The organism is Achromobacter sp. SD115 (assembly GCF_017355315.1).
In the GTDB taxonomy this organism is placed as follows: domain Bacteria; phylum Pseudomonadota; class Gammaproteobacteria; order Burkholderiales; family Burkholderiaceae_B; genus Achromobacter; species Achromobacter xylosoxidans_B.
Map to the genome: position 1 here is coordinate 1 of NZ_JADIJM010000010.1, position 23,906 is coordinate 23,906.

Below are 23,906 nucleotides of genomic sequence, written 5' to 3' on the forward strand. Positions count from 1 at the left end.
TATACGCCGGCATAGGTGCCGTTCATGAAGAACGACATGAGCACGCCAGCCAGCATGATCTGCCCGTCGCTATGCGACAAGGCCAGTCCCAACGCGCTGGCCCCGCCCAGCAGCATGTAGCTGGCGATGGTCGCCTGCCGGCCGATTTTCTCGTTGAGCCAGGCCGCACTGAAGTAGCCCGGCACCTGCGCGCAATACATCGCCAACGAATACGAAAAGCTCTTGGTGATGCTCATCCCGCTCTCGACCAGCAGGCCCGGGATCCAGACAAAGAACGAGTAGTAGCTGAAGGTGATGGACAGCCACATGATCCAGGTCATGTAGGTAATGCGGGCCTGGCGGCCGCTGACCAGCAACGCGAAGTTGCCTCGCAGACTGCCACCGCCGCGCGCAGGCTCGGCCGGCTCGGGCCGTGGCTCCGCCAACACATGGCCCCGCCGCGCGAAGTCCGACTCGATCCGATCCAGGATGGCCGACGCCTCCTGCTCCCGGCCCCGGCTTTCGAGCCAGCGCGGCGACTCCGGCAGCGCCCGCCGCCACCACAGCAGCATCACGACCGGCAGCGCCGTGATGACCAGCACGATGCGCCAGCCGCTGGGGTACGCCGGTACGATGAAATAGCCCAGCAAGGCGGCCGCGACGAAGCCGAATGAGAAGAATCCGGCCAGCGCGCCGGTGAAACTGCCGCGGAAACGCCGCGCCACGAACTCCGCCAGGTAGGGCGCGATGATCGCGCTCTCGGCGCCCGTACCCATGCCGGCGACCACCCGCGCCGCGAAGAACGGCGGCCAGCTGTCCACCCAGGCGCTGACCAGCGACGCCACGCAATACAACGCCAGAGCCCACATCATCACCGCGCGCCGGCCGATCAGGTCGCCAAGCGTGCCCGCCAGCAGCGCTCCGAAGAAAAAGCCGATGAAAGTGCTGCTGCCCAGCAAGCCGATCTGCACGCTGCTCAAGCCCCACTCCGTGCGCAGCACCGGCAAGATGAACGCCAGCACCGCGGCGTCCATGGCGTCGAACATGTAGCCCAGGCCGCCCATCAGCAGCAGGTGCTTGTGAAAACGCGCAAAAGGCAGGCGCTCGATCCGCGCCGAGATCATGGACATGCGGTTCCCCTATGGTCGACGGCTGAGGCCGTACTTGATGAGAAAGCGCATGATAGGCACGCGGGATTTCATGAATCCAATTTATAGTTATGATGCCCTCTATCACTAGCGTGAATACTCTTCCATGACCTTCCGCACCCTGGACCTGAACCTGCTCAAGGTCTTCGAAGCCTTGATGACCGAAGGCAGCGTGACGCGCGCGGCCAACGCGCTGTTCATGACCCAGCCCGCCGTCAGCAACGCGCTGGCGCGTCTGCGCGAAAGCCTGGGAGACCCGCTGTTCGTGCGCGCCGGCAACGGCGTCATGCCGACCCAGCGCGCCGCCGTCCTCTGGAACGAACTGGCCGAGGCCCTGGACCGCATGCGTGGCGCACTGGATCCCGACGCCTTCGACCCGGCGCGCGCCAAGGTCGAGTACAGCCTGTCGATGTCCGATTACACGGCAGGGATCGTCATGCCTCCCTTATGCGGGCTGTTGGCCCGGGCCGCCCCGCAGGCGCGCGTGCGCACCCTGCCCAACAATGTGGTGGACATTCCCGACCAGCTCGAAGACAACCGCGCCGACTGCGTACTCAGCGCCTACATCAACGAAGCCCAGTACCCGGGCCACATCCGGTCGCGTTCGCTATGGCTGGTCGAGTACGCCTGCTTCATGCGCCGCGGGCATCCATTGGCTGCCATGAAGCGCCTCAGCACGCGGGCCTTTCTCTCAGCCCGCCATGTCGACGTCAGCCTCGGCGGGCAGACGCCGCCTTCGTATGACGTGTACCTGTCGGCCCGCGGCCTGTCGCGCGATGTGGCGGCCCTGGTGAACCACTACAACGTCGCCTACGAAATGCTGCGCCACACCGACATGATCGCCGTGTTGCCTCGCCACCTGGGCGCGCTGTCGCCGCATGCACCCTATCTGCACGCCATGCCGTTGCCCATGCTGGCGCCCCCGCGCACCATCACGCTCTTCTGGCACCAGCGCAATGACACCGTGCCGGCGCAGCGTTGGTTGCGCCGCACGCTGGTGGAGCTGTTCGCCAGCGGCGAGAACACGGTGACACCAGCAGCCTGAGCGCACGGCAGCCGCCGTCCGACGGTTCAGCGCGCGGCCGCCACCGCATCCAACACGATATCCGCCACCAGCTTGCCGGCTTCCCATTGCGGCATGTGGCCGGCGTCCGGCAGCAAATGCAGCGCGGTCCTTGGCGGCGCGTTCAGGGCGTGACGCCACGGAATGACGGCATCGCACCGGCCGTGGATCAGCGTGCAGCGGCAGGCAAGATTAGCCAGGTCCGCGACGATGCTCAGTTGCTGCACGCCATTCCAGCCGACTTCCCTGCACAGCTCGATCAGCGGCTCGCGGCGCGCCTGGGTGCTTTGCCGCAAGGCGTCGATGAAGTTGCCCGAGGGCGTCATGCCGGAAACGGTGAGCTTCTGCAGTTCGCGCTGCGCGGCCTCGTTGGTGCCGGCGTGCGTCATGCCAGTGAGAAAGCTCTGATCGATCTCCGTGCCTAGTCCGACCGGCGCGATCAGGATCAGGCCGTCCACGGCCATGCCGGGCCGGGACGCGGCCCGGGCTGCCACGGCGGCGCCGAAGGAATGGCCGATCAGCGTCACGGGACCCTTGCATTGGGCCGTGACGGTATCGGCCACCGCATCCACGACCTGCTCGAAGCGCGTGGCCTGCGAGCGCGTGGCGCCGTGGCAAGGCAGATCCATTACCAGCACGCGCAATCCGGCGCGGCTGAGCGCGTGCGCCAGGCTGGCCCAGGCGTCGCGGTCGCCGAACATGCCGTGGACGAGCACCGCGGTCTGGCTGCCCGCACGGCTTCCTTCCCACAAGGTCACGCGGACATCGCCGTGGCGTGTGGAAGCCCAGGCCTCACGTTTTTCTCCCGGCGCACCCCGGGCCTGCATGCGGTCTTGTCCGTCAATACCTGTCTGTTCGACGTCCGCCACGGTCACACGGCCGTTCGGGCCCGACCCTTGCACCCCGTCCAGCGCGATGCCTCGCTCGGCCGCAACGCGGCGGGCGGCGGGAGTGGCAAATTTGCGCGCACCCGGCGGCAAGACCTCCGCCGGCTGCAGTGCTGGTTTCGACGCCGGCGGTGCCTGCATGGCAGCGGGCGCATCCACCTGCGCAGCGCCTGCGGGCATGGCGGAAGCAGACTGCGCCGCCACGGCAGCGCGCGGAGCCGGCACTGGCTCCCCCTCGCCTTCCATCTGGATTCTTGCGATCACCGTGTCCGCATTCACAATGCCGTCCACGGCGACGAGATGTTCCACCATGATCCCGTCATCGTGCGCGGGCACCTCGATGATGGACTTGTCCGTTTCGATCTCGACCAGCACGTCACCGGCCTTGAAGGCCTGGCCCGGCGTCACGATCCAGGCGACCAGGCGGGCTGCGTCCAGGGCCTCGCCCGTCGGCGGAACGACCATATCCAGCGTTCTCGTCATGCTTGTTCCTTCGAAGATCGATGCGCGCCCCGGCCTGCGGAGCGCATTGCGCCAGCGCGGCGTCAGGCCGCCGGATTCATGAACTGGATGAACTCCGTGATGGCGCCTTCGGGCTCCATCAGATAGAACACCTTGGTACGCCCTTGCCGCATGACGCGCGGCGAGGACACGCTTTCGTAGCCGGCCTGCGTCGCCTGCTCATACACCGCATCCACATCCGCCACCTCGAAAGCCATGTGGCTGTAGCCGAAATCGCATTGGCGGCGCGGCTGCTTGTCGCCGTCGGGCGTGTAGTACTTGAACAGCTCGACCCGGTACCCGCCGTGGCGCAGCATGGCCCAGCGTATGGTCGCGCCCGGCAGGCCGACCACCTCGCCCAACGCGGGCTCGCAGCGGTGGTCCATTTCCCCCTCCAGCTCGAAGCCGAGGAAGCCGGTGTAGAAATTCCGCGCGCGCTCGAAATCATTGACGCAGACAGCCGTATGGTGCGTGGCAAGCAATTTGTCTTTGAGCATTTGTCTCTCCCAGGCGCAAACGCCTGCTTCAGCGTGAGCCGCCGCGGCGGCTATCCAGGGACCGCAGCGCCGTCTCCACGGCCTGCGCATCCGCCAGCGCCGCGCGCTCCAGCACCTTGGAAACCACGGGCGAGGAATTGGCGCCCGTGACGTGCACGATCTCGTGGTCCAACCAGTCGAACAGCCGGGACTGCGCCTCGCTCGCCACCCGCGAGCCGATCGAAGTGCCGCGCGTGGTCTGCTCCACGATCATCAGCGCCTGGGTGCGCTTGACGCCCGCCGCGATGGTTTCCCAATCGATGCCTAGCGGATCCAGCGTGCGCAGGTCTATCACCTGGGCATCGATGCCGGTCCGCTCCGCGGCCTGGCAGCAGATATCGACCATGACGCCGTAAGTCAGGATGGTGCAACGCGCGCCGTCGCGCGCGACGCGGGCCCGCCCGATGGGCACGATGTAGTCCCAATCTGCTGCCGGCACCTTGTCCACCTGCTTGAACAGGTCGTTGTATTCCACCATCAGGACCGGATCGTCGCAGCGCAGCGCGGCGTTGAGCAGCCCGATGTAGTCGTAAGGCCGCGACGGCGCCAGGATGCGCCATCCCGGGTATTGCGCGAACAGGCCGCTGGCGTCCATGGAATGCTGCGAGCCGTAACCGGTGCCGGCCGTGACCCGGCTGCGCACCAGCACGGGCACCGCGAACTTGCCGCCGAACATGTGGCGCACCTTGGCGATCTGGTTGAACAGCTGATCCGCCGCTACCAGCGCGAAGTCGGGATACATGATCTCCACCACCGGGCGCATGCCATTCAAGGCCGCGCCCAGCGCCAGGCCGGTGAAGCCGTTCTCGCAGATCGGCGTGCCGATAAGGCGGTCCGGAAAATGGTCGCCGATATCCTTGGTGGCGCCGGCCGTGCCCCCTTTCAGGCGATGCACATCCTCGCCCAGGATGAAGATGCCGTCATCGCGCTGCATGTTCAGCAGCATGGCGCGCGAGATCACATCCTGGAACTTGGCGTCCGCCAGATCGGCCGGCGCCTGCTCCTCCAGCTCGACGGCACGCAGGCCCTTGAGCTCGCCCAGGTCACCGCGGATGCCGCTGTCCACGCTGGCCGGGTCCGGCCACAGCTCGGGGCGGATACGCTGCGCGGCCTCGTCGCCGTAGTTCTCCAGCAACCGGTCCAGCGCGCCGTCTATCAACTCGTCGGCGCGGCGCTCCAGGCGGGTCATGCCGGTATCGTCGATCAGGCCGAGCGACTTCAGCTGCGCCGGGAAGGTCGAAATGGGATCACGCGCGCCCCAGGCCTCTTCCTCGTCCTTGTCGCGGTAGCGGAAAGCGCTGCCCTTCAGGGCGCCGGATTGGTGCAGGTAGCGGTAGGTCTGCGCTTCCAGCAACACCGGCCCGCGGTCGCGGCGGATGATGGCGCGGGCCTCCTGCATGGCCAGGCGCGCCGCGACGACATCCATGCCGTCGAACTCGATGGCCGGCACGCCCAGGGACAGGCCGCGCGCCGACAGGCGGGTTTCGCGGGTCTGCTCCGACACGTGCGTGGACACCGCGTACAGATTGTTTTCCACGAAGAATATCGTCGGCGTGTTGTACAGCGCCGCCAGGTTCATGGCCTCGTAGGCCGCTCCGCTCTGCATGGCGCCGTCGCCGAAGAAGGCCACGGACACGTGATCGCGCCCGCGCAGCTTGTCGGCGAAGGCGTAGCCCACCGCGTGCGAAGGGTTGCCGCCCACGATGGCATTGGAGCCATAGATGCCCGCCTCGGGATAGCGCAGGTGCATGGAGCCGCCGCGCCCGCCGCAATAGCCTGGCGTCAGGCCCAGGATCTCGGCATAGGTCCGATAGATCACGTCGCGGTGCGCGTCCAGCGCATCCGAGGCCAGCGGCGAATAATCCGCCGGCGTGGCGTGGTTCAGCGCCTTGGCCAGGAACTGGTGGTGCATGCGATGGGTGCCGTTGATCTTGTCCGCCGACTCCAGCATCGACATGACGCCCACGGCCGCCCCATCCTGGCCGATGCTGGAATGCGCCGGACCATGCAGGATGCCGGCCACGCTCAGCTTCAAGAGCTTTTCCTCGAAGCGCCTGATCAGTATCAGCTGCTCCAGCATGCGGACCATTTCGCGCGGCTCGATGGCCTGCGCGTCCGCGGCGGTGGCGCTGAGCCGCCACCAGGGCGTCTCGGTATGCAGGGCGGCAAGCCGCGAGGTCTTCGCGGCGGGCGCCGCGCCTTCATTGATATGCTTCATCGATGCTTCCCTTCAGTGGGCCGCGGCCAGGGCGGCGTCCAGCGGTTCGGTCTCCTGCGCGCGCAGCAGCTTCCAGATGTGCGTGCGCAAATGCACGAACGCCTCCATGTCCATCACGTCCTCGATGCGCTCCATGCTGTCCCAGGCCTCGCGCTTGCGCACGTCGGCCACGTTGATGATTTCCTTGATCTGCCCGGGGCGGCCCGTCAGCACCACCACGCGGTCGGACAGGTACACCGCTTCTTCCACGCTGTGGGTGATGAACAGCACGGTGCGCGGATTGAGCCGCGACAGCTTGACCAGTTCTTCCTGCATGACCACGCGGGTCTGGGCGTCCAGCGCGCCGAAGGGCTCGTCCATCAGCAGCACGTCGGGGTCCAGCGCGTAGCTGCGGGCGATGGCCACGCGCTGCTGCATGCCGCCGGACAGCTGGTGCGGATAGGCCTGCTCGTAACCCGACAGGCCCATCAGTTCTATGTAGCGCGCCACCGTCTTGGCCCGCGCCTCGCGCGTGGCGCCCTTGCACTTCAGGCCAAAGCCGATGTTCTCGGTCACGGTCTTCCAGGGAAACAACGCGAACTGCTGGAACACGACGGCGCGGTCCGGGCCTGGTTCCTCCACTTCCTTGCCGCCCACACGCACGCTACCGGCCGAGGGAAACTCCAGGCCGGCAGCCATGCGCATCAGCGTGGTCTTGCCGCAGCCGGACGGCCCGACGATGGAAACGAACTCCCGCTCGCCCACCTCGAAACTCACGTCATCCAGCGCCAGGAAGCTTTCCCCGCCCCGGCTGAACGTGCGCTGCACCCGTTCGAAAGTAATCTGACTCATGCTTGCGTTCCTTTATAGAGAGCCGCGGCCGCAGGCCTACTTCGCGACATCGGCGACGAAGGCCCTGAGCTTGGGATCGTCCTGGATCATCTGCAGATACTTGCCCGTCACCATGGTCTTGGGATCGGGGATCTTCTTGACCACGCCCGCGGACACCATGAATTCCCCCACGCTGTTCCACCAGCCAACCATCTCCGAGGTACCGCCCGGGCCGGGCGCGAACAGCTTGGTCTGCTCCGCCAGGTCGAAGGCGGGCCGGTCGCGCAATTCCTGCTCCAGGTACTTGTCCGGGAACTTCACGCCCACGCTGCCGAAGAAGGCTTTCAGGTAGGCCCTCGCCTCTTCAGGATGCGCTCGCTGCCAGGCCACCGCGCGCAAGTAGACCGCCAGGAAGCGGGCGACCTTGTCCGGATGCTGCTTGGCGAATGCCGGCGTCGTGAACAGGTAGCTGTGGATCGGCATCTTCAGTTCGGCGCCGGTGCAGATCACTCTTGCGCCTATGGCCTCTTGCAGGATGTAGGTGTTGGGCGCCCATACCGAAGAAATGTCGTACTTGCCGCTCATTACCGCCGCGTTGATGTCGGGCGGAGACAGATTGACGAAGCGATAGTCCTCGGGCTTGAGCCCGAACTTCCTGGACAGGCATTCCGCCGCGCCCCACTGGCCGGTGGAGTTGCTGGTGACGGGAATGGTCTTGCCCTTGAGCAGCGCCGGATTCTTCAGGTATTCGTCGGCCCGGTCCTTGGTGGCCATCAGCGTGATGATGGCGGCCTCGCCGTCGGCGATGCCTATGGTCTGCAAGCCGTACTTCGACGCCCCCAGCAGCGACGGAATATTGCCCGCCCCGCCCACGTCCCATGATCCGGACGCGCCCGCCGCGATTTCCAACGCGCCGGAGGCGAAGGTCGAGATCTCCGGCTTCAGACCCACCTCTTGCCACCAGCCTTTCTCGCTGGCGATGTACCACTCCAGCGCCCACCGCTGCGGCTGCTGGCCGATGCGGATGGTGAACAACTCTGCGCCCGCGGGCGCGGCCTGGGCCGCCGCCTGTCCGGGTCCCCCCAGCCAGCACCCGATCACGAGCGCTGCCAAGGCCTTGAGGCCTTTGTAGTGTTTCATCTGTCTCTCTCCAGTATGGAATGCCGCTACCTGCACTGCCTGCCTGTACTCCCTCCTTTTTTCTGGATCAACGCGACCAATTACGCTGCACCCGGCGCTGCAAGGCGCGCATGCCGTAGTCGATGCCCGCGCCTATCAGGCCGATGGTGATCATTCCGCTGATCACGATGGCGGGCTCCAGATTGCTGCCGCCCTGCACGATCATGTAGCCCAGCCCGGTGGAACCCACGATCAGTTCCGCGCCAATCAATGACTGCCAGCCGAACCCCGCCCCGACCCGGATGCCGGCGACGATGTGCGCCAGCGACGCCGGCAGCAGGATCTCGGTCAGCGTCACCCAGCGTCCGGCCCCCAGCATCTGGCCGGCCTCGATCAGGGCACGGTCGATCTGCTTGGCGCCGCGGTAGGCGTTCAGCACGCAAGGCGCGAAAGCCCCGGCAAAAATCACCAGCGTGGGCGACAGGAAGCCGGTGCCGAACCAGAAGATCGCGAACGGCACCCAGGCAATGGGAGGAATGAAGCGGAACGCCTCGAACACCGGCGCCACCGCCCAGTCCAGCGCCTTGAAGCGTCCCATGAACAGCCCCAGCGGCACGCCCAGCAGGACCGCGATGGAAAAGCTGATCAGGAATTTCTCCAGGCTGGCCAGCAGATGCATCTGCAGCACCGAGCCCGCATAGGGTTCGCGCGTGTGTTCGGCCATGCTGCGCAACACCGTCAGCGGTCCCGGCAGGAAGGCCGGCGACACCAACCCCATGCCGGAGAGCAGCGCCCAGCCGCCAAACAGCGTGGCGATGCCCAGGGCCGGCATCAGCCAGCGTTCCAGCACCCGGCGCGAGACGATGGCGTGGCCGCTGCCACGGAGTGCCCTGTTCACGCTTTCCATGGCATCACCCTGCGTTCGATTTGCGCCAGCAGCGCCGACATCAGCATGCCCATGCCGGCCACGGCAGCCATGGCCACCACGATCATTCCCGAGTTCAGGTCGCGGGTGGCGATGATCAGCACATGGCCCAGGCCGATGAAGGAGCCGACCAGTTCCGCAGCCACCAGCACCATCCAGCAGGCCTGCAGCGAAGTCCGCAGGCCCGTGAAGATGGCGGGCAGCGCGCCAGGCACGATGACATCCAGCAGCATGCGGCGGCCGACGGCCCCATTGACCCGCGCCGCCTGGATCAGCGTGTCGTCGATGTTGCGCACGCCGGTATAGGTGTTGATCACGGTGGGCGCGAAGGCCGCCAGCCAGATCACGAAGACCTTGGCGCTGGTGCCCAGTCCGAACCACAGGATGGTCAGCGGGATCCAGGCAATCGGCGCGATGGGGCGGACGATCTGGAACACCGGGTTGACGTAGGCTTCAACCAGCCGGCTCTGCCCCATCAGGATGCCCAGCGGCACGCCCGTCAGCGCCGCCGCCGCGAAGCCATACAGCACCAGCCCGGTGCTGGACGTGATGTGCTGCAGCAGCGTGCCATCGGCATAGCCCTCGCCGGCGATCTCCAGCAAGGCATCCCAGGCATCAACGGGTGACGGCAGTTGCACCGCGCTCAGGAGTTCCAGCGGCCCCGTGACCAGATACCAAGCCAGCAGCAACGCCACGACCGAGGCGCCGCTGACCAGCCAGCGCAAGGACAGGCGCCGACGTACCGGCGCGGGCGGATTGGCGGGGGGGCTGACGACAGTCATGGCGGCGCTCCGGTCGAGCAGAGCCAGGGCGCCGGCGACGGCGCGGGGGGACAGGGGATGCCGGGCCATGTCAATGCGTCCTCAGCACGATCTTGGCCGACGCCGCGCGGCCGCCGTCCAGGTCGGAGAAGGCCTGCGCACCCACTCCCAGCTCGCGCTCCTCGACCCAGGACAGATCGCCGAAGACGCCCCGGTGCAGCGCGTCCACGGTCGCCCACAGATCGGCGCTGGTATAGGTGTAGGCGCCGATCAAGGTGATCTCGTCCAGCGTCAGCCGCCGCATGTCGATCTCGCTGGCCCAGTCCTGCAGGCCAATGTGCAGCATGACGCCGCCCGGTTGGACCGCGGCCAGCGCGGCCGGACGCGTGAGCTTGCCGCCCACCGCGTCCACCACCAGTTCATAGGCGCCCTGCGCCGGAGCAGTCTGGCGCGGGTCAAAGGCCATGCAGCCCGCATGCCGCTGCGCCGAGGCGCGCCGCAGCGGGTTGGTTTCGGCCAGGCTGACGCGGCAACCCTGGCTGCGCAGCAGCAGCGCCGTCAGCAGGCCGATGGCGCCGCCGCCCACGACCAGCGCCCGGGCTTCGGCCAGCGGACGGAACAGTGCCCGCTGCGCCAGCGCCACGCCGTGCAAGGCGGTGGCCGCCGGCTCGGTCAGCGCGGCGGCGGCGGCCGGCATTCCCTGCGGCACGGGAATCAGGCAGCGCTCGGGTATGGCCATGAATTCGGCGAACGCGCCGGGACGCGTCATGCCCACCATGCCACGGTTGCGGCACAGATTGTTGCGGCCCTGCACGCAGAAATCGCAGAGGCCGCAATGGATCAGCGGGTTGCCGGTGACCCGCTGGCCGGCGCGGCTGCCGCCCACCCGCGTGCCGACGAATTCGTGCCCCAGGATCAGCGGCGGATTGCGGCGCGGGTCATGCCCGTGATAAGCATGCATGTCGGAGCCGCAAATGCCCACGGCCTCGATGCGCAGCAGCGCGTCGCCGTCCGCCTGCACCGGATCGGGTTCCTCGCGGAACGTCAGCTGGCTGGGCGCGGTATAGACAAGGGCTTTCATGGCGGGACTCCACGGATGTGCCGGTCAGCGGGCCGAAAAGCCGCCGTCTATGAACAGGGTCTGCCCGGTGATGTAGGCCGAGGCCTCGCTCGCCAGGAACACGGCCGCGCCGTGCAGGTCCTCCAGCCGGCCGTTGCGTCCGATCATGGTGCTGGCAGCCAGCGCCTGCACACGGGCCGGATCGCTCATGACGGGCGCGGTCAGCGGCGTCTCGAAAAAGCCCGGCGCGATCGCATTGCAGGTAACGCCATGGCGCGACCAGTACTCGGCGATGGCGCGGGTCAGCTGCATCAGGCCGCCCTTGGACGCGCCATAGGGCGCACTGTCGGGGAAAGCGCGCACGCACTGCAGCGAAGTGATATTGATGATGCGGCCCCAGCCGCGCTCGCGCATGGCCGGCGCCAGCGCGCGGGTCAGCAGGAACGGCGCGGTCAGGTTGATCGCCAGCGAACGGTCCCAATCCTCATCGGCGGTGTCCTCGAAGGGCTTGCGCACATTGATGCCCGAGGCGTTGACCAGGATGTCGGGCGCGCCGAACGGCCGGGCCGCGCGGGCGGCAAAGCCGCTCAGCGCATCGCGGTCGGCCAGATCGCAGGGCAAGGCGCGTGCGCGCAGCCCTTCGTCTTCGAATTCGCCTGCGGCAAAGGCCAGCTCCTGCTCGCGCCGCGCCACCAGCACCACGCTGGCGCCGGCCCGCGCCAGCGCCAGGCCGATGGCCTTGCCGATGCCGGAACTGCCGCCGCTTACCAATGCGACGCGGCCATCCAGGTCGAACAGGCGGGACATGTCGTTCTGCATGATGGTCTCACTCCCGCACGGGTTCGCCCAGTTCGAAAGATTCCTGGGGGAAGTACTTGGCCAGGCGGTCGTCCGCCGTGCGCGCATGCGCCTCCATGCCTTCCAGGCGCGAGATCCGGGCAGTCACCTGGGCGGTGTCGCGGCTGGCCTGGCGCGTCATGCGCTGCCAGGTCACGGTCTTGATGAACTTGTGCACCGACAGCCCGCCCGAATAGCGCGCCGCGCCCTTGGTGGGCAGGATGTGGTTGGTGCCGCTGGCCTTGTCGCCGAACGCCACCGTGGTTTCCTCGCCCAGGAACAGCGAGCCATAGCAGGTCAGGTGCCGGAACCACCAGTCCAGGTCTTCGCAATGGACCTCCAGGTGTTCGCTGGCGTAGCGGTCCGAGACCGCCACCGCCTCCTCGCGCGTATCGCACAGCACCACCTCGCCATAGTCGCGCCAGGCGGCGCCGGCCGCGTCCCGCGCGGTGGGCGGCAAGGACCCGATCAGCTCGGGCACCCGCTGCAGCACGGATTCGGCCAGGACCCGGTCGGTGGTAATCAGCCAGGCCGGCGACTCGTGCCCGTGCTCGGCCTGCCCCACCAGGTCGGAGGCAACGATGGCCGGATCCGCCGAGGCATCGGCGATGATGCAGACCTCCGACGGGCCGGCGAAGACGTCGATGCCCACGCTGCCGAACAGCATGCGCTTGGCCTCCGCCACGAATTTGTTGCCCGGCCCGACGATGATGTCGGCCGGCTTGCCGGTGAACAGGCCGTAGGCCATGGCGGCGATCGCCTGCACGCCTCCCAGCGTCATCACGGCGTCCACCCCTGCCACCTTCATGGCGTACAGCACCTGCGGATGTATGCCCTCGCCGCGGTAGGGCGTGGAGCAGGCGATGACCGTGGGGACCCCGGCCGCCTTGGCGGTGGCAATGCTCATGTAGGCCGACGCGATGTGCGCATAACGCCCCGTGGGCACGTAGCAGCCCGCCACGTTGACAGGTATCAGCCGCTGCCCGGCGACCAGGCCCGGCGCCAGTTCCAGTTCGAACTCGCGCACCGAAGCCATCTGCGCCTGCGCGAACTTGCGTACCTGGCCGGCAGCGAATTCGATGTCGCGCTTGATGCCGTCGGGTATGGCGGCGGTGCGCCGTTCGATCTCGGCGGCGCCGACCGGGATGTCCCCCTCCCATTTGTCCAGCCGCCGGGCGTAGTCGCGCACCGCGGCCTCGCCGCCGGACTTGATGTTCGCCAGCATCTCGGCGGCGACTTCACGCGCGGCGGCCTCGTTGCCCTGGGGCTGCCTGGCCGCGGATTTGAGCTTGCTTACTGCCATGGTGTGGCCTCGCGGAAGAAGGATGAAGCTCAGTTGGTCTTGTTGGCGAAGGTCTTGAGCGCCGGGGTCTGGTCGACGCGCTTCATGTAGTCGTCCGTGATGTAGGTCTTGGGATCCGGCACCTCGGTTATGGTGCCCACGCCCTTCAGGTAGCCCGACAGGGCTTCATAGGCGTTGTCCAGCGTGGACTTGCCGCCGGCGCGCGACATCAGCTTGAGCTGCTCGTCCAGCGTGAAGATCGGCCGTTCCAACTCCTGCCCCAGATAGCCGTCGTTGAGCTTGATGCCGTTGGCCTGGAACAGCTTGCGCAGGTAGCCCATGGCTTCCGCCTTGTTGTTTTTCTCGAAGCTGACGGCCCGCAGGTACACCGCCAGGAACTTGGCGACCGCGTCCGGGTTCTGCTGCGCGAATTCGCCGCGCGCCACCAGCGCGCCCGGGATCATCACGCCGGCGTCCTTGCCGCTGCATACGACTTCGGCGCCGATCTGCTCGTTGAGCGTGTAGAAGTTGGGCGCCCAGGTGCCGGCCAGCATGCCGTTGCCGCCGGTGAAGGCGGACACCAATTGCGCCGGGGCCAGCGTCACCACGCTGACGTCGCTGCGCTGCATGCCCCATTTCTTCAGGCAGGCCATGGTCGCGTATTCGCCCGTGGAGTTGGGGCTGAGCAGGATCTGCTTGCCCTTCACTTCCTTGGCCGCATTGCTGCGCACGGCCGCGGCGTTCTCTTTGCGCGCCATGACGCCGTTGGCGGTCGATTCATCATTGGTGACGCCCAGCGTCACGATGCCGTAGCGCTGCGCGCCCAGCACCGCCGGCGGCGACCCCGTGCCGCCCACGTCCCAGGACTTGGACGCGGACCCGGCGATCTGCTGCGCGCCCGCGGGATACACCACGAATTCCGGCTTCAGGCCTGCTTCGGCCCACCAGTTCTTTTCGGTGGCGATGTAGATCGGCAGCGCCCAATAGGCAATCTGGTAGCTGACCTTAATGGGCGTCGGCGCCTGGGCCGACACGGACGGGCTCAACAGCAAGGCGCCGAGCGGCGCCAGGCACAGACCCAGGATGCGGGGGATTCTCGACATGCTTAGTCTCCAGATAGTGGATTCCGGTCTGCATGCGCGAGCTGCCGCGGCATTCCCCGGATAGCAGGCCCGGATCTGCGTCTGGGCTCGGTTTTTTGAAAGCGCATACAGAGAATAAGCGCGCAGCCATCTCATTCAACCCCGAGAAAACCCTAGAAATCGCCCACGGCGTTTCAATAACTGTATATTCACACCATCCAATTTCTGAAAGCGCTTTCAAAAAATGAAGCGAAAGTCCGCTCCCCTATCCGGGGACACCCTGAAGTCGATTGCCGCCAGCGGCGGCATCTCCTCGGCCACCTTGTCGCGGGTGCTGAACCACCCTGAACAAGTGCGGCCGGACCTGCGCGCCCGCGCCATGGCGCTGCTGGCGCAAGCCGGCTACGTGCCGCACGGCGCTGCCCGTTCGCTGGCGTCGCGCAAGACCCGCACCATGGGCGCCATCATTCCCACCGTGGACAGTGCGCTGTTCGCCAAGCTGGTCGACGGCATGCAGCAGACCATCCATGAACACGGCTACCAGCTGCTGCTGGCCAGCACCAACTACAGCCCGGTGCGCGAAGCCGGCGAAGTCCGGGCGCTGATCGAGCGTGGCGTGGACGCGATGATGCTGGTCGGGCGCAGCCGCGACCCCGAGATCTACGAGCTGTTGCAGTCCAAGGGCATTCCCTTCGTCACCACCTGCCATTACGACGCCGCCGATGCCTGGCCCATGGTGGGCTGGGACAACGCCGCCGCGGCGCAGCGCATCGCCGACTATTTGCTGGACATCGGCCACCGCCGCCTCGGCGTGATCGCCGGCATTTCCAAGGACAACGACCGCGCCGCCGACCGCGTGGCCGGCTTCACGCGCGCGCTCAAGCGCCGCGGCATCGACCTGCCGCCGCAATACGTCATCGAAAAGCCCTACACCGTGCCGGAAGCCCGCCGCGCCATGGCCACGCTGCTGCGCCTGCCCGAGCCGCCCACCGCGGTCATGTGCGGCAACGACATCCTGGCCTACGGCGCGCTGCAGGAGTGCCTGTGGCAAAACCTGCGCGTGCCCGAGCAGATTTCGATCACGGGCTTCGACAACATCGAAATGGCCGCCCATTGCCGGCCAGGCATCACCACCCTGAACGTGCCGGCCTTCGAGCTGGGCCAGCGCGCCGCCAGCATTCTGCTGGCGGCCGACGCCGACACGCCGCCCGAGAACGTCTGCATCGAACTGGAACTGATCGTCCGCGACACCACCGCGCCGCCGCGCAGCAGCACCCGCGCGCGGCTAGGCAGCTGACCACACCGGAGCAAGCCCCATGGAACACACCGAACCACCCCGCATCGCATTCCTGGGCCTGGGCGTCATGGGGAGCGCGATGCTGCGCAACCTGGCCGCGCAGGGGTATGAAGTATCAGGCTACGACGTCGTGCCCGCGGCCATGGAGCGCTTGGCCGACACGGGTTTCCGGCGCGCCGCCACGCCGCTGGACGCCGCCCGCGACTGCGATGTGGCGATCACCATGCTGCCCACTTCCGCGCATGTCCGCGACGCCCTCTTCGGCGCCGACGGCGCGGCCGCGGGCTTGAATCCGGGCGCCCTGGTCATCGAAATGAGCACGGGCGACGCGGTCGAGACTGACCGCATCGCCGCCGATCTCGCGGGCCTGGGCCTGCGCTGCATCGACGCCCCCGTGGGGCGCACGCCGCGCGAGGCGGCGCAAGGCAAGGCGCTGATCATGGCTGGCGGCGCGCAGGCCGACTTCGACCAGGCCGCGCCCATCTTCGCCGCCATGGCCGACGAGATCGTGCATGTCGGTCCTTTCGGTTCGGGCATCCGGCTCAAGCTGGTCAACAACTACATGTCCATGGTCGGCATGGTGCTGACGGGCGAAGCGCTGATGTTCGCCGCCAAGCTCGGGCTGGACCGCGCCACCGTCGTCAAGGTGTTGTCCAACACCACCGCCGGGCGCGGACAGCTCCTGACCAATTTCCCCGGCAAGGTGCTGGCGGGCGACATCAGTCCCGACTTCCCCATGCGCATGGGCTACAAGGACATCAACCTGGCCATGAACCTGGCCGCCTCGGTGGGCGCGCCGCTGGGACTCGGCGGCTACGCCCGCGAGATGTTCGCGCTGGCCAAATCCTGGGGCCGGCAGGAGCAGGACTGCACCGCCATGTTGCTGCTGCTCGAAGACGTGGCCCATCTGGAGCGCGACGCCGCGGGGTCCGGCCATGAGTGAACACATCGCCACCCTGCCCGCGCGGCGGCCGCGCGCCTCGCGCCGCAGGATTACCGTGGGCGTGGCCGCCGTCGCCGTGGCCTTCGCCGCCTGGTGGATCGTGTCGGCGCTGGGCCTGGTCAACGGCGCGCGCTTTCCCACGCCGCTGACGACCTGGCAGGCCGCCGTGCAGCTGTCGCGCGATTCCGGCTACGCCGGCGGCACGCTGTTCCAGCACATCGGCCACAGCCTGCGCCTGGTGTTCCTGGGCTTTCTGGTCGCCATCGGCACTGGCGTGCCGCTGGGCCTGCTGATGGGATTCAGCAAACGCATCGACGCGCTGGTCGGACCGGTGTTCTCGCTGCTGCGCCCGATTCCGCCGCTGGCCTGGATTCCGCTGGCCATTCTGTGGCTGGGGCTGGGCGACCCGGCGAAGATCTTCCTGATCTGGGTGTCCTCGTTCACGCCGGCCGTGATCAACACCTATGCCGGCGTGCGCAACATCGATCCCACGCTGATCGAAGCCGCGCGCGTGCATGGCGCGGGCAATCCGCTGCGCATGCTGCGCGACGTGCTGATCCCCGGTTCCATGCCCATGATCTTCACCGGCCTGCGCCTGTCGCTGCAGACCGCGTGGATGACCCTGGTGGCAGCGGAACTCATCGGGGCGTTCATCGGCCTGGGCAAGGTGCTGGACACCGCGGCGCTGGACATCCGGCCCGGCATGATCCTCTACGCCATGGTCTGGGTGGGCCTGCTGGGCGCGGTGATGACCCGGGGACTGGAATGGATCGAAAAGAGGGCATTGCCATGGCTACGCTGACACGCGCCTCGGGCGACTCGCCCGCCTTCACCTTCGGCCTGTCGTGCCTGGGGCTGGCCGGATTCTTCATGGCCTGGCACCTGTTGAGCGTGGGCGGGGTCTTTCCGCCCAACTACCTGCCTGGCCCGCTGACCGTGCTGCGGACCATCGTGCAGTACAGCAACGAGCCCTATTCCGGCGCCACGCTCTGGACGCACCTGGGCGCCAGCCTCTACCGCTTCGCCTGCGGCTTCCTGCTGGCCGCGGCGGTAGGCATTCCGCTGGGCCTGCTGATGGGCTGGTACCGCTGGCTGGACGACGTGGTCAGCCCGTTCTTCGATGCGCTGCGCTTCGTGGCGCCGATTGCCTGGGTGCCCTTCGCCGGCCTGTGGTTTGGCACCGGCATAGGCGGCCCCACCCTGATCATCTTCGCCGGCGCCTTCCCGCCCTGCCTGATCAGCGCGTACCGCGGCGCCAAGTTCGTCGACACGCGCCTGCTCGAAGCCTCGCGCACGCTGGGCGCGAGCGGCCCGCGCATCGTCGCCGAAGTGTTGCTGCCAGCCTCGCTGCCGTCCATCCTGGCCGGCCTGCGGGTCAGCGCCGGCATCGGCTGGCAGTCGCTGGTGGGCGCGGAACTGATCGTGGTGGGCAACGGCATCGGCTACATGATGGTGCAGGGGCAGCTCAACGTCGCCACCAATATCGTCATGGCCGGCATGATCGCCATCGGCATCGTCGGCATTGGCATCGACCTTGCCCTGCGCCTGTTCGAACAGCGCCTGAAGGCGCGCTGGGGAAGATGAATGGACGATTCCACAACGGACCCGACCCTGTCGGTCATCGTGACCGGCGGCGCCAGCGGCATCGGCGCGGCGGTGTGCAGGCGCGTGGTGCAGGCGGGCGGCCACGTCGCCATCCTGGACCTGAACCTGGACGCCGCGCAGGCGCTGGCGCAGGAGCTCGGCCCGCGCGCCGCGGCGGCCCCGGGCGACGTGCTGGACGAGGCCGGGCTGCGGACCGCGGAGGAACAGCTGGCTGCCCGCCTGCCGCCGGTCACGGGGCTGGTGAACTGCGCCGGCATCGCCCAGGTTCCCACCGCCATCGAGGACTATCCGGTCGAGGCCTGGGAACGGGTGGTGGATTCCCACCTGAAGGGTACCTACACATCCTGCCGCGTGTTCGGCAGCGCCATGGCCGCGCGCGGCCGCGGCGCGGTCGTTAACGTGGCGTCCGTGCTGTCGTTCCGTCCCGGGCCGGTGCTGGCCTACGGCCCGGCCAAGGCGGCGGTCGTGAACCTGACCGAGGCTCTTGCCGTGCACTGGGCGCGGCGCGGAGTGCGCGTCAACGCCATCGCGCCGGGCTGGACCGACACGCCTTTTCTCAGGCCCAAGGAGCGTCAGGGGGAGCGCGACATGACGCCGATCCTGAATGCCACGCCGCTGGGCCGCCTGATGCAGCCGCGTGAGATCGCGGAGGTCGTGTTCTTCCTGCTGTCGCCCGCGGCCGCGGTGGTCACTGGCGCCACCATCCCGTGCGACGGCGGCGTCATCGCGGGATCGGGGTGGGCGCCCTACGGAGGCTTTCCGCAGGCCTAGCGCGTTTCCGTCTGCCGCAGCTTGTAGTCCAGGATGGGCTGACCGCCCGACAGGATGTCGGTCTGCATGGCGATGCGGGCGGCCTGTGGATCCTTGTTGCGGATCGCGGCCATCAGCGGGTAGTGGCCGTCGATCATGTCGCGTCCGCCTTCCGCGTAGATCTGCGCGATCAGCGGCCCCATCTTCAGCCATAGCCGCTGCAGGATCTCGAGCATGGTCGGCATGCCGGCGATCTTGCAGTATTCGAAATGGAAGCGCTGGTTCAGCCCTACCGCCGTGCGGATGTCCTGGGCCTTGAGCGCGTCCTCGTTGGCCTGCACCATGGCCTCCAGCCGCGCGATGTCCTCGGGCGTGGCGTTCTGCGCGGCCCGGGCAGCCGCCATGCCTTCCAGCTCCAGCCGGATGTCGCGGATCTCCAGGTACTCGGCCGTGCTGACCTCGTAGACCCGGATGTCGCGCGCGCTGCGCATGACCAGTGCGCCGTCCTGCACCAGGCGCAGGATCGCGTCGCGCACCGGCGTGACGCTGACGCCCATGCTTTCCGCCAGCTCCCGGATGCGCAGCCGGTCGCCCGGACGCAGCCTCCCCTCCATCAACGCCTGCGCCAGCCGCTCATAGACGAGCGCACCCAGGCTTCCATATTCCAGCTGGGAAAAGGCGGCGGCGGTCTGCGTGTCGGGGTTCTGCGTCATTGTGGTGGGAGGAGGGGCGCGTGGCAGGGATCAAGACGATACGACAAAGGCCCGCAGGCCGCCTGAGGGCGCACCCGTGGTTTCAGGAGATTTTCAATATGATGCATCATAAATAAGGAAAACCCCCTTCGGGAGCCATGTTAAACCCCTATCACGGCATCCTGCTGGAATCTGGAAATTGCTTTTCGAAGCCATAACAGCGCAAGCAACTTCAATAACCCAATGATTATCAACAATTAATTATTATCCAAGGATAAGCTCTGCTAGAAACTTGCTCGGGTAATCACTGATTCGGCGCTTTCTGCACTTGATGCATGATGCATCATCCTGAACTACAGATTCCGCCCAACAACGTGTCGGCCCACCCTCTGTGTACCGTCGAATCCGCAGCGCTCACCGCAGCCCTGCTGACCACCTCCCCGCCCGCCGTCTCCCTGGAGGACGCGGCAGCCGTGGCCCGCAGCGGATACGGCGCCGCCGATTGCCAACCATTGACCGGCGAGCGCGACCGCAACTTCCGCATGCGCCGCGGCGATGGCTCGTCGTTGACACTGAAATTCATCAACGCGGCCGAAACCGTCGCCGAGACGGAGATGCAGATCGCCGTGCTGCGCCATCTGGCAGGCCGCTGCGCCGTGCCGGTGCCGGCTCACCACGCGCCCCAGGGCGTGGGCGCCGCCGACTGGCTCTCGCACCAGCCGCCGGGTCCAGGCGAACCGGCGGTCCGGGTGCGGGCCTACAGCTTCCTGGAAGGCGAGCCCGGTTCAGCCCTGCGCGCGGAACCCGCCGCCTGGACCGCCCTGGGCCGCGCGGCCGGCGAACTCGACGCCGCCTTGGCGGATTTCTCGCATCCGGCCGCGGGGCGCCGGTTCCTTTGGAACGTGTGCGAGGCGCCGTCCATGCGGCCGCTGCTCGAAGCAGTCGAGGACGCGAAGCATCGCCGCCTGCTCGCCGGCTTCCTCGATCTGTACGCCAGCCACACCGCGCCTGCGCTACAGGGGCTGCCGCAGCAGATCATCCACAACGACCTGTCGGCCAGCAATCTGCTGACCGACGCCAGCGGCCAGGCGGTCGCGGGCGTGCTCGATTTCGGCGACATGGTCCAGGCGCCGCGCATCGCTGAAATCGCCATCGCGGCCTCCTACCAGATGACCCAGACCGACGCGCCGATGCGCGTGCTGGACTGCATGCTCGACGGCTACGCCTCGGTGCTGGCATTGAGCCCGCAAGAGCGCGCGCTGACCTTGGACCTGGTGCTGGCGCGACTGGCGCAGCGCATGGTCATCACCGCCTGGCGCGCGCGCCAGTTTCCCGGCAACCGCGACTACATCCTGCGCAGCCACGCCGCCGCCACCCGTCTGTTCGATGCCCTGATCGGCCCTTGGAAGAACGGGCGCGATCCTCGCGCCGCCGCCTCCGCTTCCCATTGACCCCCACGGATACCGCCATGTCCCAGGATCTGCCCTCATCCACTCCTCCATCCGGCGACCTGCTGGCGCGCCGCCGCCGCGCGCTGGGCGCGGCCTACCGTCTGTTCTATGACGAGCCCGTGCACCCCGTGCGCGGCGAGGACGTCTGGCTGAAAGACGCGCAGGGCAAGCGCTATCTGGACGCCTACAACAACGTGCCCGTGGTCGGCCACGCGCATCCCGCCGTAGTGGAAGCGCTGGCGCGTCAGGCGGCGGTACTGAACACGCACACCCGCTATCTGCACGAAGGCGTGGTGGAGTATGCGGAACGGCTGCTGGCGCTGTTCCCGGCCGGCCTGGACAACGCCATGTTCACCTGCACCGGCAGCGAGGCCAACGATCTGGCGCTGCGGGTCGCGATCGAGGCCACCGGCCGCACCGGCTTCATCGTCACCCGCAATGCCTACCATGGCGTCACGCGATCGCTGGCGGACATGTCCCCCTCGCTACGCCCCGTGGCCAGCCATGTACGCACGGTGCCTTCGCCCGACAGCTATCGCGGCGATCCGGCGCTGGCCGCCTCGCGCTTCGCGGAAGCGGTGGAAGCCGCCGCCGACGAACTGGCCCAGGCCGGCACGCCGGCGGCCGCGCTGATGGTCGACACCGTCTTCGCCAGCGACGGCATCCACACCGAATCCAACCAGGCGCTGGCCCTGGCCGCGGCGGCCATCCGGCGGCGCGGCGGCCTGTTCATCGCCGACGAAGTCCAGGGCGGCCTGGCCCGCGCCGGACGGACCTGGTGGGCCTTCCAGCGCGACGGCGTGCTGCCGGACATGGTGTCACTGGGCAAGCCCATGGGCAACGGCCATCCGATAGGCGCGCTGGTGCTGCGCTCGGACCTGGTCGAGGAATTCGGCCGCAAGTGCCGCTACTTCAATACCTTCGGCGGCAACACGGTGTCGGCCGCGGTCGGGCTGGCGGTGCTGGATGCGCTGCAAGGCATGGACGCGCCGAACCGCGTGGCCGAGGTTGGCGCGTACGTGGAGGCCGGCCTGCGCCGCCTGGCCGCGGCCCATCCCATCATCGGCGACGTGCGCGGCCGCGGCCTGTACTGGGGCGTGGAACTGGTGGACCCGCGCCGCCCCGCCGAGCCCGCGCCCGCCGTGGCGACGGCACTGGTCAACGGCCTGCGCCACGCCGGCGTGCTGATCGGCGCCAGCGGTCCGCAGGCCAACGTCCTGAAGATCCGCCCCCCGCTCACTTTCCAGAAGGCTCACGCGGACCTGCTGTTGCAAGCCCTGGAACAGCAATGCGCGGCCGTGCTGCCTTGACGCAACCGGACCGCCCTCTCGCAGTCTCCACGCTACAGATAGGAAAAAAGAAAATGAAGCAGCTTCCACCCAAGATGAAATCGATACTCGGCCAGCTCGCCCTGGGCGCCGCGCTCCTGGCCTCGGCGGCCTCCGGCGCCCAGGCGCAGACGCGCGGCGGCACCTTGAACGTCATCCTCAACCCCGAGCCGCCCACGCTGATCTACGGCCTGAACCAGCAGACGCCCACGCAGATCGCGGCGGGCAAGATCTATGAAGGCCTGCTGACCTATGACTTCGACTTGACGGCCAAGCCGTCGCTGGCGAAATCTTGGGAGATTTCGCCCGACGGCCTGGTCTATACCTTCCATCTGCAGCAGGGCGTGACCTGGCACGACGGCAAGCCCTTCACCTCCGAGGACGTGCGCTTCTCGCTGCAAGACTACCTGCCGCAAACCCACCCGCGCGCGCGCGGCAACCTGTCCCACGTGTCCAGCATCGAAACGCCTGACGCGAACACCGTAAAGATCACGCTGAAGCAGCCTTACGCGCCCTTCCTCAATGCGTTCGAAGTGTCGAGCGCGCCCATCATGCCCGCCCATCTGTACAAGGGTACGGACTTCCGCAACAACCCCGCCAACCAGACGCCGATCGGCACCGGCCCCTTCAAGTTCAAGGAATGGAAGCGCGGCCAGTACGTGCAGCTGGTGCGCAATGACGCATACTGGCAGGCCGGCCTGCCCTACCTGGACAACGTCTACTTCCAGGTCATCCCGGACTCCGCATCGCGCCTGCTGGCGCTGGAGAACGGTTCGGTGCAGGTCGCCAGCTTCGGCGACATCGACTTCGCCTTCCTGCCGCAGATCAAGGCCAACCCGGCGCTGGAGGTCACCACCAAAGGCTATGAGTTCGCCGGCCCGCTGTCGTGGATCGAACTGAACCACCGCGTCAAGCCGCTGGACGACAAGCGCTTCCGCCAGGCGATCCAATACGCCATCGACCGCGACTTCATCGCCAAGCGCATCTTCTTCGGCGCCGCGCGGCCCGCCACCGGCCCGATCTCGTCGGTGACGAGCTTCTACGACGCCAACATCCCGCAATACAAGTACGACCCGAAAAAGGCCGTCGCCCTGCTCGACGAAATGGGCCTCAAGCCTGACGCCAATGGCAAGCGCGTGTCGCTGCGGTTGCTCGGCCTGCCCTACGGCGACACCTGGAACAAGGTCTCCGAGTACGTGAAGAACTCCCTGGCCAAGGTCGGCATCGACGTGGTGCTGGAGAGCACGGACGCCGGCAACTGGGCACGCCGCTATGCCAACTGGGACTTCGACATGACGGTCACCTACCTGTACCAGTACTCGGACCCGGCGCTGGGCGTGGACCGCAGCTACCGCTCGGACAACATCCGCCAGGGCGTCTACGGCACCAACATCTCGGGCTACACCAACCCCGAGCTGGACCAGGTGTTCAGCGCCGCCTCGCTCGAGACCGACAAGCAGAAACGCCAGCAGCTCTACACTCAGGCAGCCACCACGCTGGCGGAAGACGCGCCGTCGGCCTGGCTGGTCGAGCTGTCGTTTCCGACCATCACCAGCAAGTCAGCGAAGAATGTGACGACTTCGGCCATCGGCGTCGCCGAGACCTTCGCCACGACCTACATCCAGAAGTAAG

Annotated in this window: 22 protein-coding genes; 9 read left to right on the forward strand and 13 right to left on the reverse strand. The window is 67.5% G+C overall.

What is annotated here, in order from left to right; genetic code table 11:
• A partial coding sequence (locus tag IPU70_RS15565; RefSeq protein ID WP_207468513.1) for an MFS transporter occupies positions 1-1,109 on the reverse strand: 1,109 nt, incomplete at its 3' end.
• A gap of 124 nt (positions 1,110-1,233) precedes the next feature.
• On the opposite strand from IPU70_RS15565, the gene IPU70_RS15570 reads away from it, so the two are divergent.
• A complete protein-coding gene (locus IPU70_RS15570) occupies positions 1,234-2,172 on the forward strand; it encodes a LysR family transcriptional regulator (RefSeq protein WP_207468514.1) in 939 nt (312 codons plus the stop codon).
• A gap of 26 nt (positions 2,173-2,198) precedes the next feature.
• On the opposite strand, the gene IPU70_RS15575 is transcribed toward IPU70_RS15570, so the two are convergent.
• The 11 genes from IPU70_RS15575 to IPU70_RS15625 form a co-directional block, all read right to left on the reverse strand.
• The gene (locus tag IPU70_RS15575; protein ID WP_207468515.1) at positions 2,199-3,560 is read right to left on the reverse strand and encodes an alpha/beta fold hydrolase; all 1,362 of its coding nucleotides are present in this window, start codon (positions 3,558-3,560) and stop codon (positions 2,199-2,201) included.
• A 62-nt stretch (positions 3,561-3,622) separates the two neighbouring features.
• On the reverse strand, positions 3,623-4,075 hold the full coding sequence (locus tag IPU70_RS15580) for a VOC family protein (protein WP_013392093.1): 453 nt from the start codon (positions 4,073-4,075) through the stop codon (positions 3,623-3,625).
• Positions 4,076-4,103: 28 nt separating this feature from the next.
• Positions 4,104-6,332 carry a thiamine pyrophosphate-dependent enzyme gene (locus tag IPU70_RS15585; protein ID WP_207468516.1) on the reverse strand — a complete coding sequence of 743 codons (2,229 nt, stop codon included), beginning with the start codon at positions 6,330-6,332 and terminating at the stop codon, positions 4,104-4,106.
• 12 nt (positions 6,333-6,344) lie between these two features.
• Positions 6,345-7,163 (reverse strand): ABC transporter ATP-binding protein, encoded by an 819-nt coding sequence (locus tag IPU70_RS15590; protein WP_013392091.1) that lies wholly within the window; start codon positions 7,161-7,163, stop codon positions 6,345-6,347.
• A 36-nt stretch (positions 7,164-7,199) separates the two neighbouring features.
• The gene (locus IPU70_RS15595) at positions 7,200-8,282 is read right to left on the reverse strand and encodes an ABC transporter substrate-binding protein (RefSeq protein ID WP_207468517.1); all 1,083 of its coding nucleotides are present in this window, start codon (positions 8,280-8,282) and stop codon (positions 7,200-7,202) included.
• Between the two features lie 67 nt (positions 8,283-8,349).
• The gene (locus IPU70_RS15600) at positions 8,350-9,168 is read right to left on the reverse strand and encodes an ABC transporter permease (protein WP_207468519.1); all 819 of its coding nucleotides are present in this window, start codon (positions 9,166-9,168) and stop codon (positions 8,350-8,352) included.
• On the reverse strand, positions 9,156-9,968 hold the full coding sequence (locus IPU70_RS15605; RefSeq protein WP_207468521.1) for an ABC transporter permease: 813 nt from the start codon (positions 9,966-9,968) through the stop codon (positions 9,156-9,158). The genes IPU70_RS15600 and IPU70_RS15605 overlap by 13 nt, the downstream gene beginning before the upstream one ends.
• Before the next feature lie 70 nt (positions 9,969-10,038).
• Positions 10,039-11,028: an alcohol dehydrogenase catalytic domain-containing protein gene (locus tag IPU70_RS15610; RefSeq protein WP_207468523.1), complete on the reverse strand. Its 990-nt coding sequence runs from the start codon at positions 11,026-11,028 to the stop codon at positions 10,039-10,041.
• Positions 11,029-11,052: 24 nt separating this feature from the next.
• Positions 11,053-11,826: an SDR family NAD(P)-dependent oxidoreductase gene (locus IPU70_RS15615; RefSeq protein WP_207468524.1), complete on the reverse strand. Its 774-nt coding sequence runs from the start codon at positions 11,824-11,826 to the stop codon at positions 11,053-11,055.
• Positions 11,827-11,833: 7 nt separating this feature from the next.
• Positions 11,834-13,147, reverse strand: coding sequence for a histidinol dehydrogenase (gene hisD, locus IPU70_RS15620; protein ID WP_207468525.1), 1,314 nt, complete (start codon positions 13,145-13,147; stop codon positions 11,834-11,836).
• A gap of 29 nt (positions 13,148-13,176) precedes the next feature.
• The gene (locus IPU70_RS15625) at positions 13,177-14,229 is read right to left on the reverse strand and encodes an ABC transporter substrate-binding protein (protein ID WP_207468526.1); all 1,053 of its coding nucleotides are present in this window, start codon (positions 14,227-14,229) and stop codon (positions 13,177-13,179) included.
• Between the two features lie 223 nt (positions 14,230-14,452).
• Between IPU70_RS15625 and IPU70_RS15630 the strand changes: the two genes are divergently transcribed.
• From IPU70_RS15630 to IPU70_RS15650, 5 genes are read left to right on the forward strand one after another with little or no spacing between them, the layout of a single operon-like run.
• On the forward strand, positions 14,453-15,505 hold the full coding sequence (locus IPU70_RS15630) for a substrate-binding domain-containing protein (RefSeq protein ID WP_207468527.1): 1,053 nt from the start codon (positions 14,453-14,455) through the stop codon (positions 15,503-15,505).
• A 19-nt stretch (positions 15,506-15,524) separates the two neighbouring features.
• Positions 15,525-16,448 carry an NAD(P)-dependent oxidoreductase gene (locus tag IPU70_RS15635; protein WP_207468528.1) on the forward strand — a complete coding sequence of 308 codons (924 nt, stop codon included), beginning with the start codon at positions 15,525-15,527 and terminating at the stop codon, positions 16,446-16,448.
• The gene (locus IPU70_RS15640; protein ID WP_013392081.1) at positions 16,441-17,250 is read left to right on the forward strand and encodes an ABC transporter permease; all 810 of its coding nucleotides are present in this window, start codon (positions 16,441-16,443) and stop codon (positions 17,248-17,250) included. Before IPU70_RS15635 ends, IPU70_RS15640 begins: the two co-directional genes overlap by 8 nt.
• Positions 17,238-18,032, forward strand: a complete 795-nt coding sequence (locus tag IPU70_RS15645; RefSeq protein WP_207468529.1) for an ABC transporter permease — start codon at positions 17,238-17,240, stop codon at positions 18,030-18,032. The genes IPU70_RS15640 and IPU70_RS15645 overlap by 13 nt, the downstream gene beginning before the upstream one ends.
• Complete coding sequence (locus tag IPU70_RS15650) at positions 18,033-18,824, forward strand: SDR family NAD(P)-dependent oxidoreductase (protein ID WP_207468531.1); 792 nt, start codon at positions 18,033-18,035, stop codon at positions 18,822-18,824.
• Here the strand turns inward: IPU70_RS15650 and IPU70_RS15655 are convergent.
• Positions 18,821-19,516, reverse strand: a complete 696-nt coding sequence (locus IPU70_RS15655; RefSeq protein ID WP_207468533.1) for a GntR family transcriptional regulator — start codon at positions 19,514-19,516, stop codon at positions 18,821-18,823. The genes IPU70_RS15650 and IPU70_RS15655 overlap by 4 nt on opposite strands.
• Positions 19,517-19,830: 314 nt before the next feature.
• Here IPU70_RS15655 and IPU70_RS15660 point away from each other — a divergent pair, with 314 nt between their 5' ends.
• From IPU70_RS15660 to IPU70_RS15670, 3 genes are read left to right on the forward strand one after another with little or no spacing between them, the layout of a single operon-like run.
• Complete coding sequence (locus IPU70_RS15660; RefSeq protein WP_207468535.1) at positions 19,831-20,946, forward strand: phosphotransferase; 1,116 nt, start codon at positions 19,831-19,833, stop codon at positions 20,944-20,946.
• A 17-nt stretch (positions 20,947-20,963) separates the two neighbouring features.
• Positions 20,964-22,256 carry an aspartate aminotransferase family protein gene (locus IPU70_RS15665; RefSeq protein WP_207468536.1) on the forward strand — a complete coding sequence of 431 codons (1,293 nt, stop codon included), beginning with the start codon at positions 20,964-20,966 and terminating at the stop codon, positions 22,254-22,256.
• A gap of 53 nt (positions 22,257-22,309) precedes the next feature.
• Entirely contained in the window at positions 22,310-23,905 is a 1,596-nt protein-coding gene (locus IPU70_RS15670) for an ABC transporter substrate-binding protein (protein WP_371818955.1), read from the forward strand.
• Position 23,906: the final 1 nt, after the last annotated feature.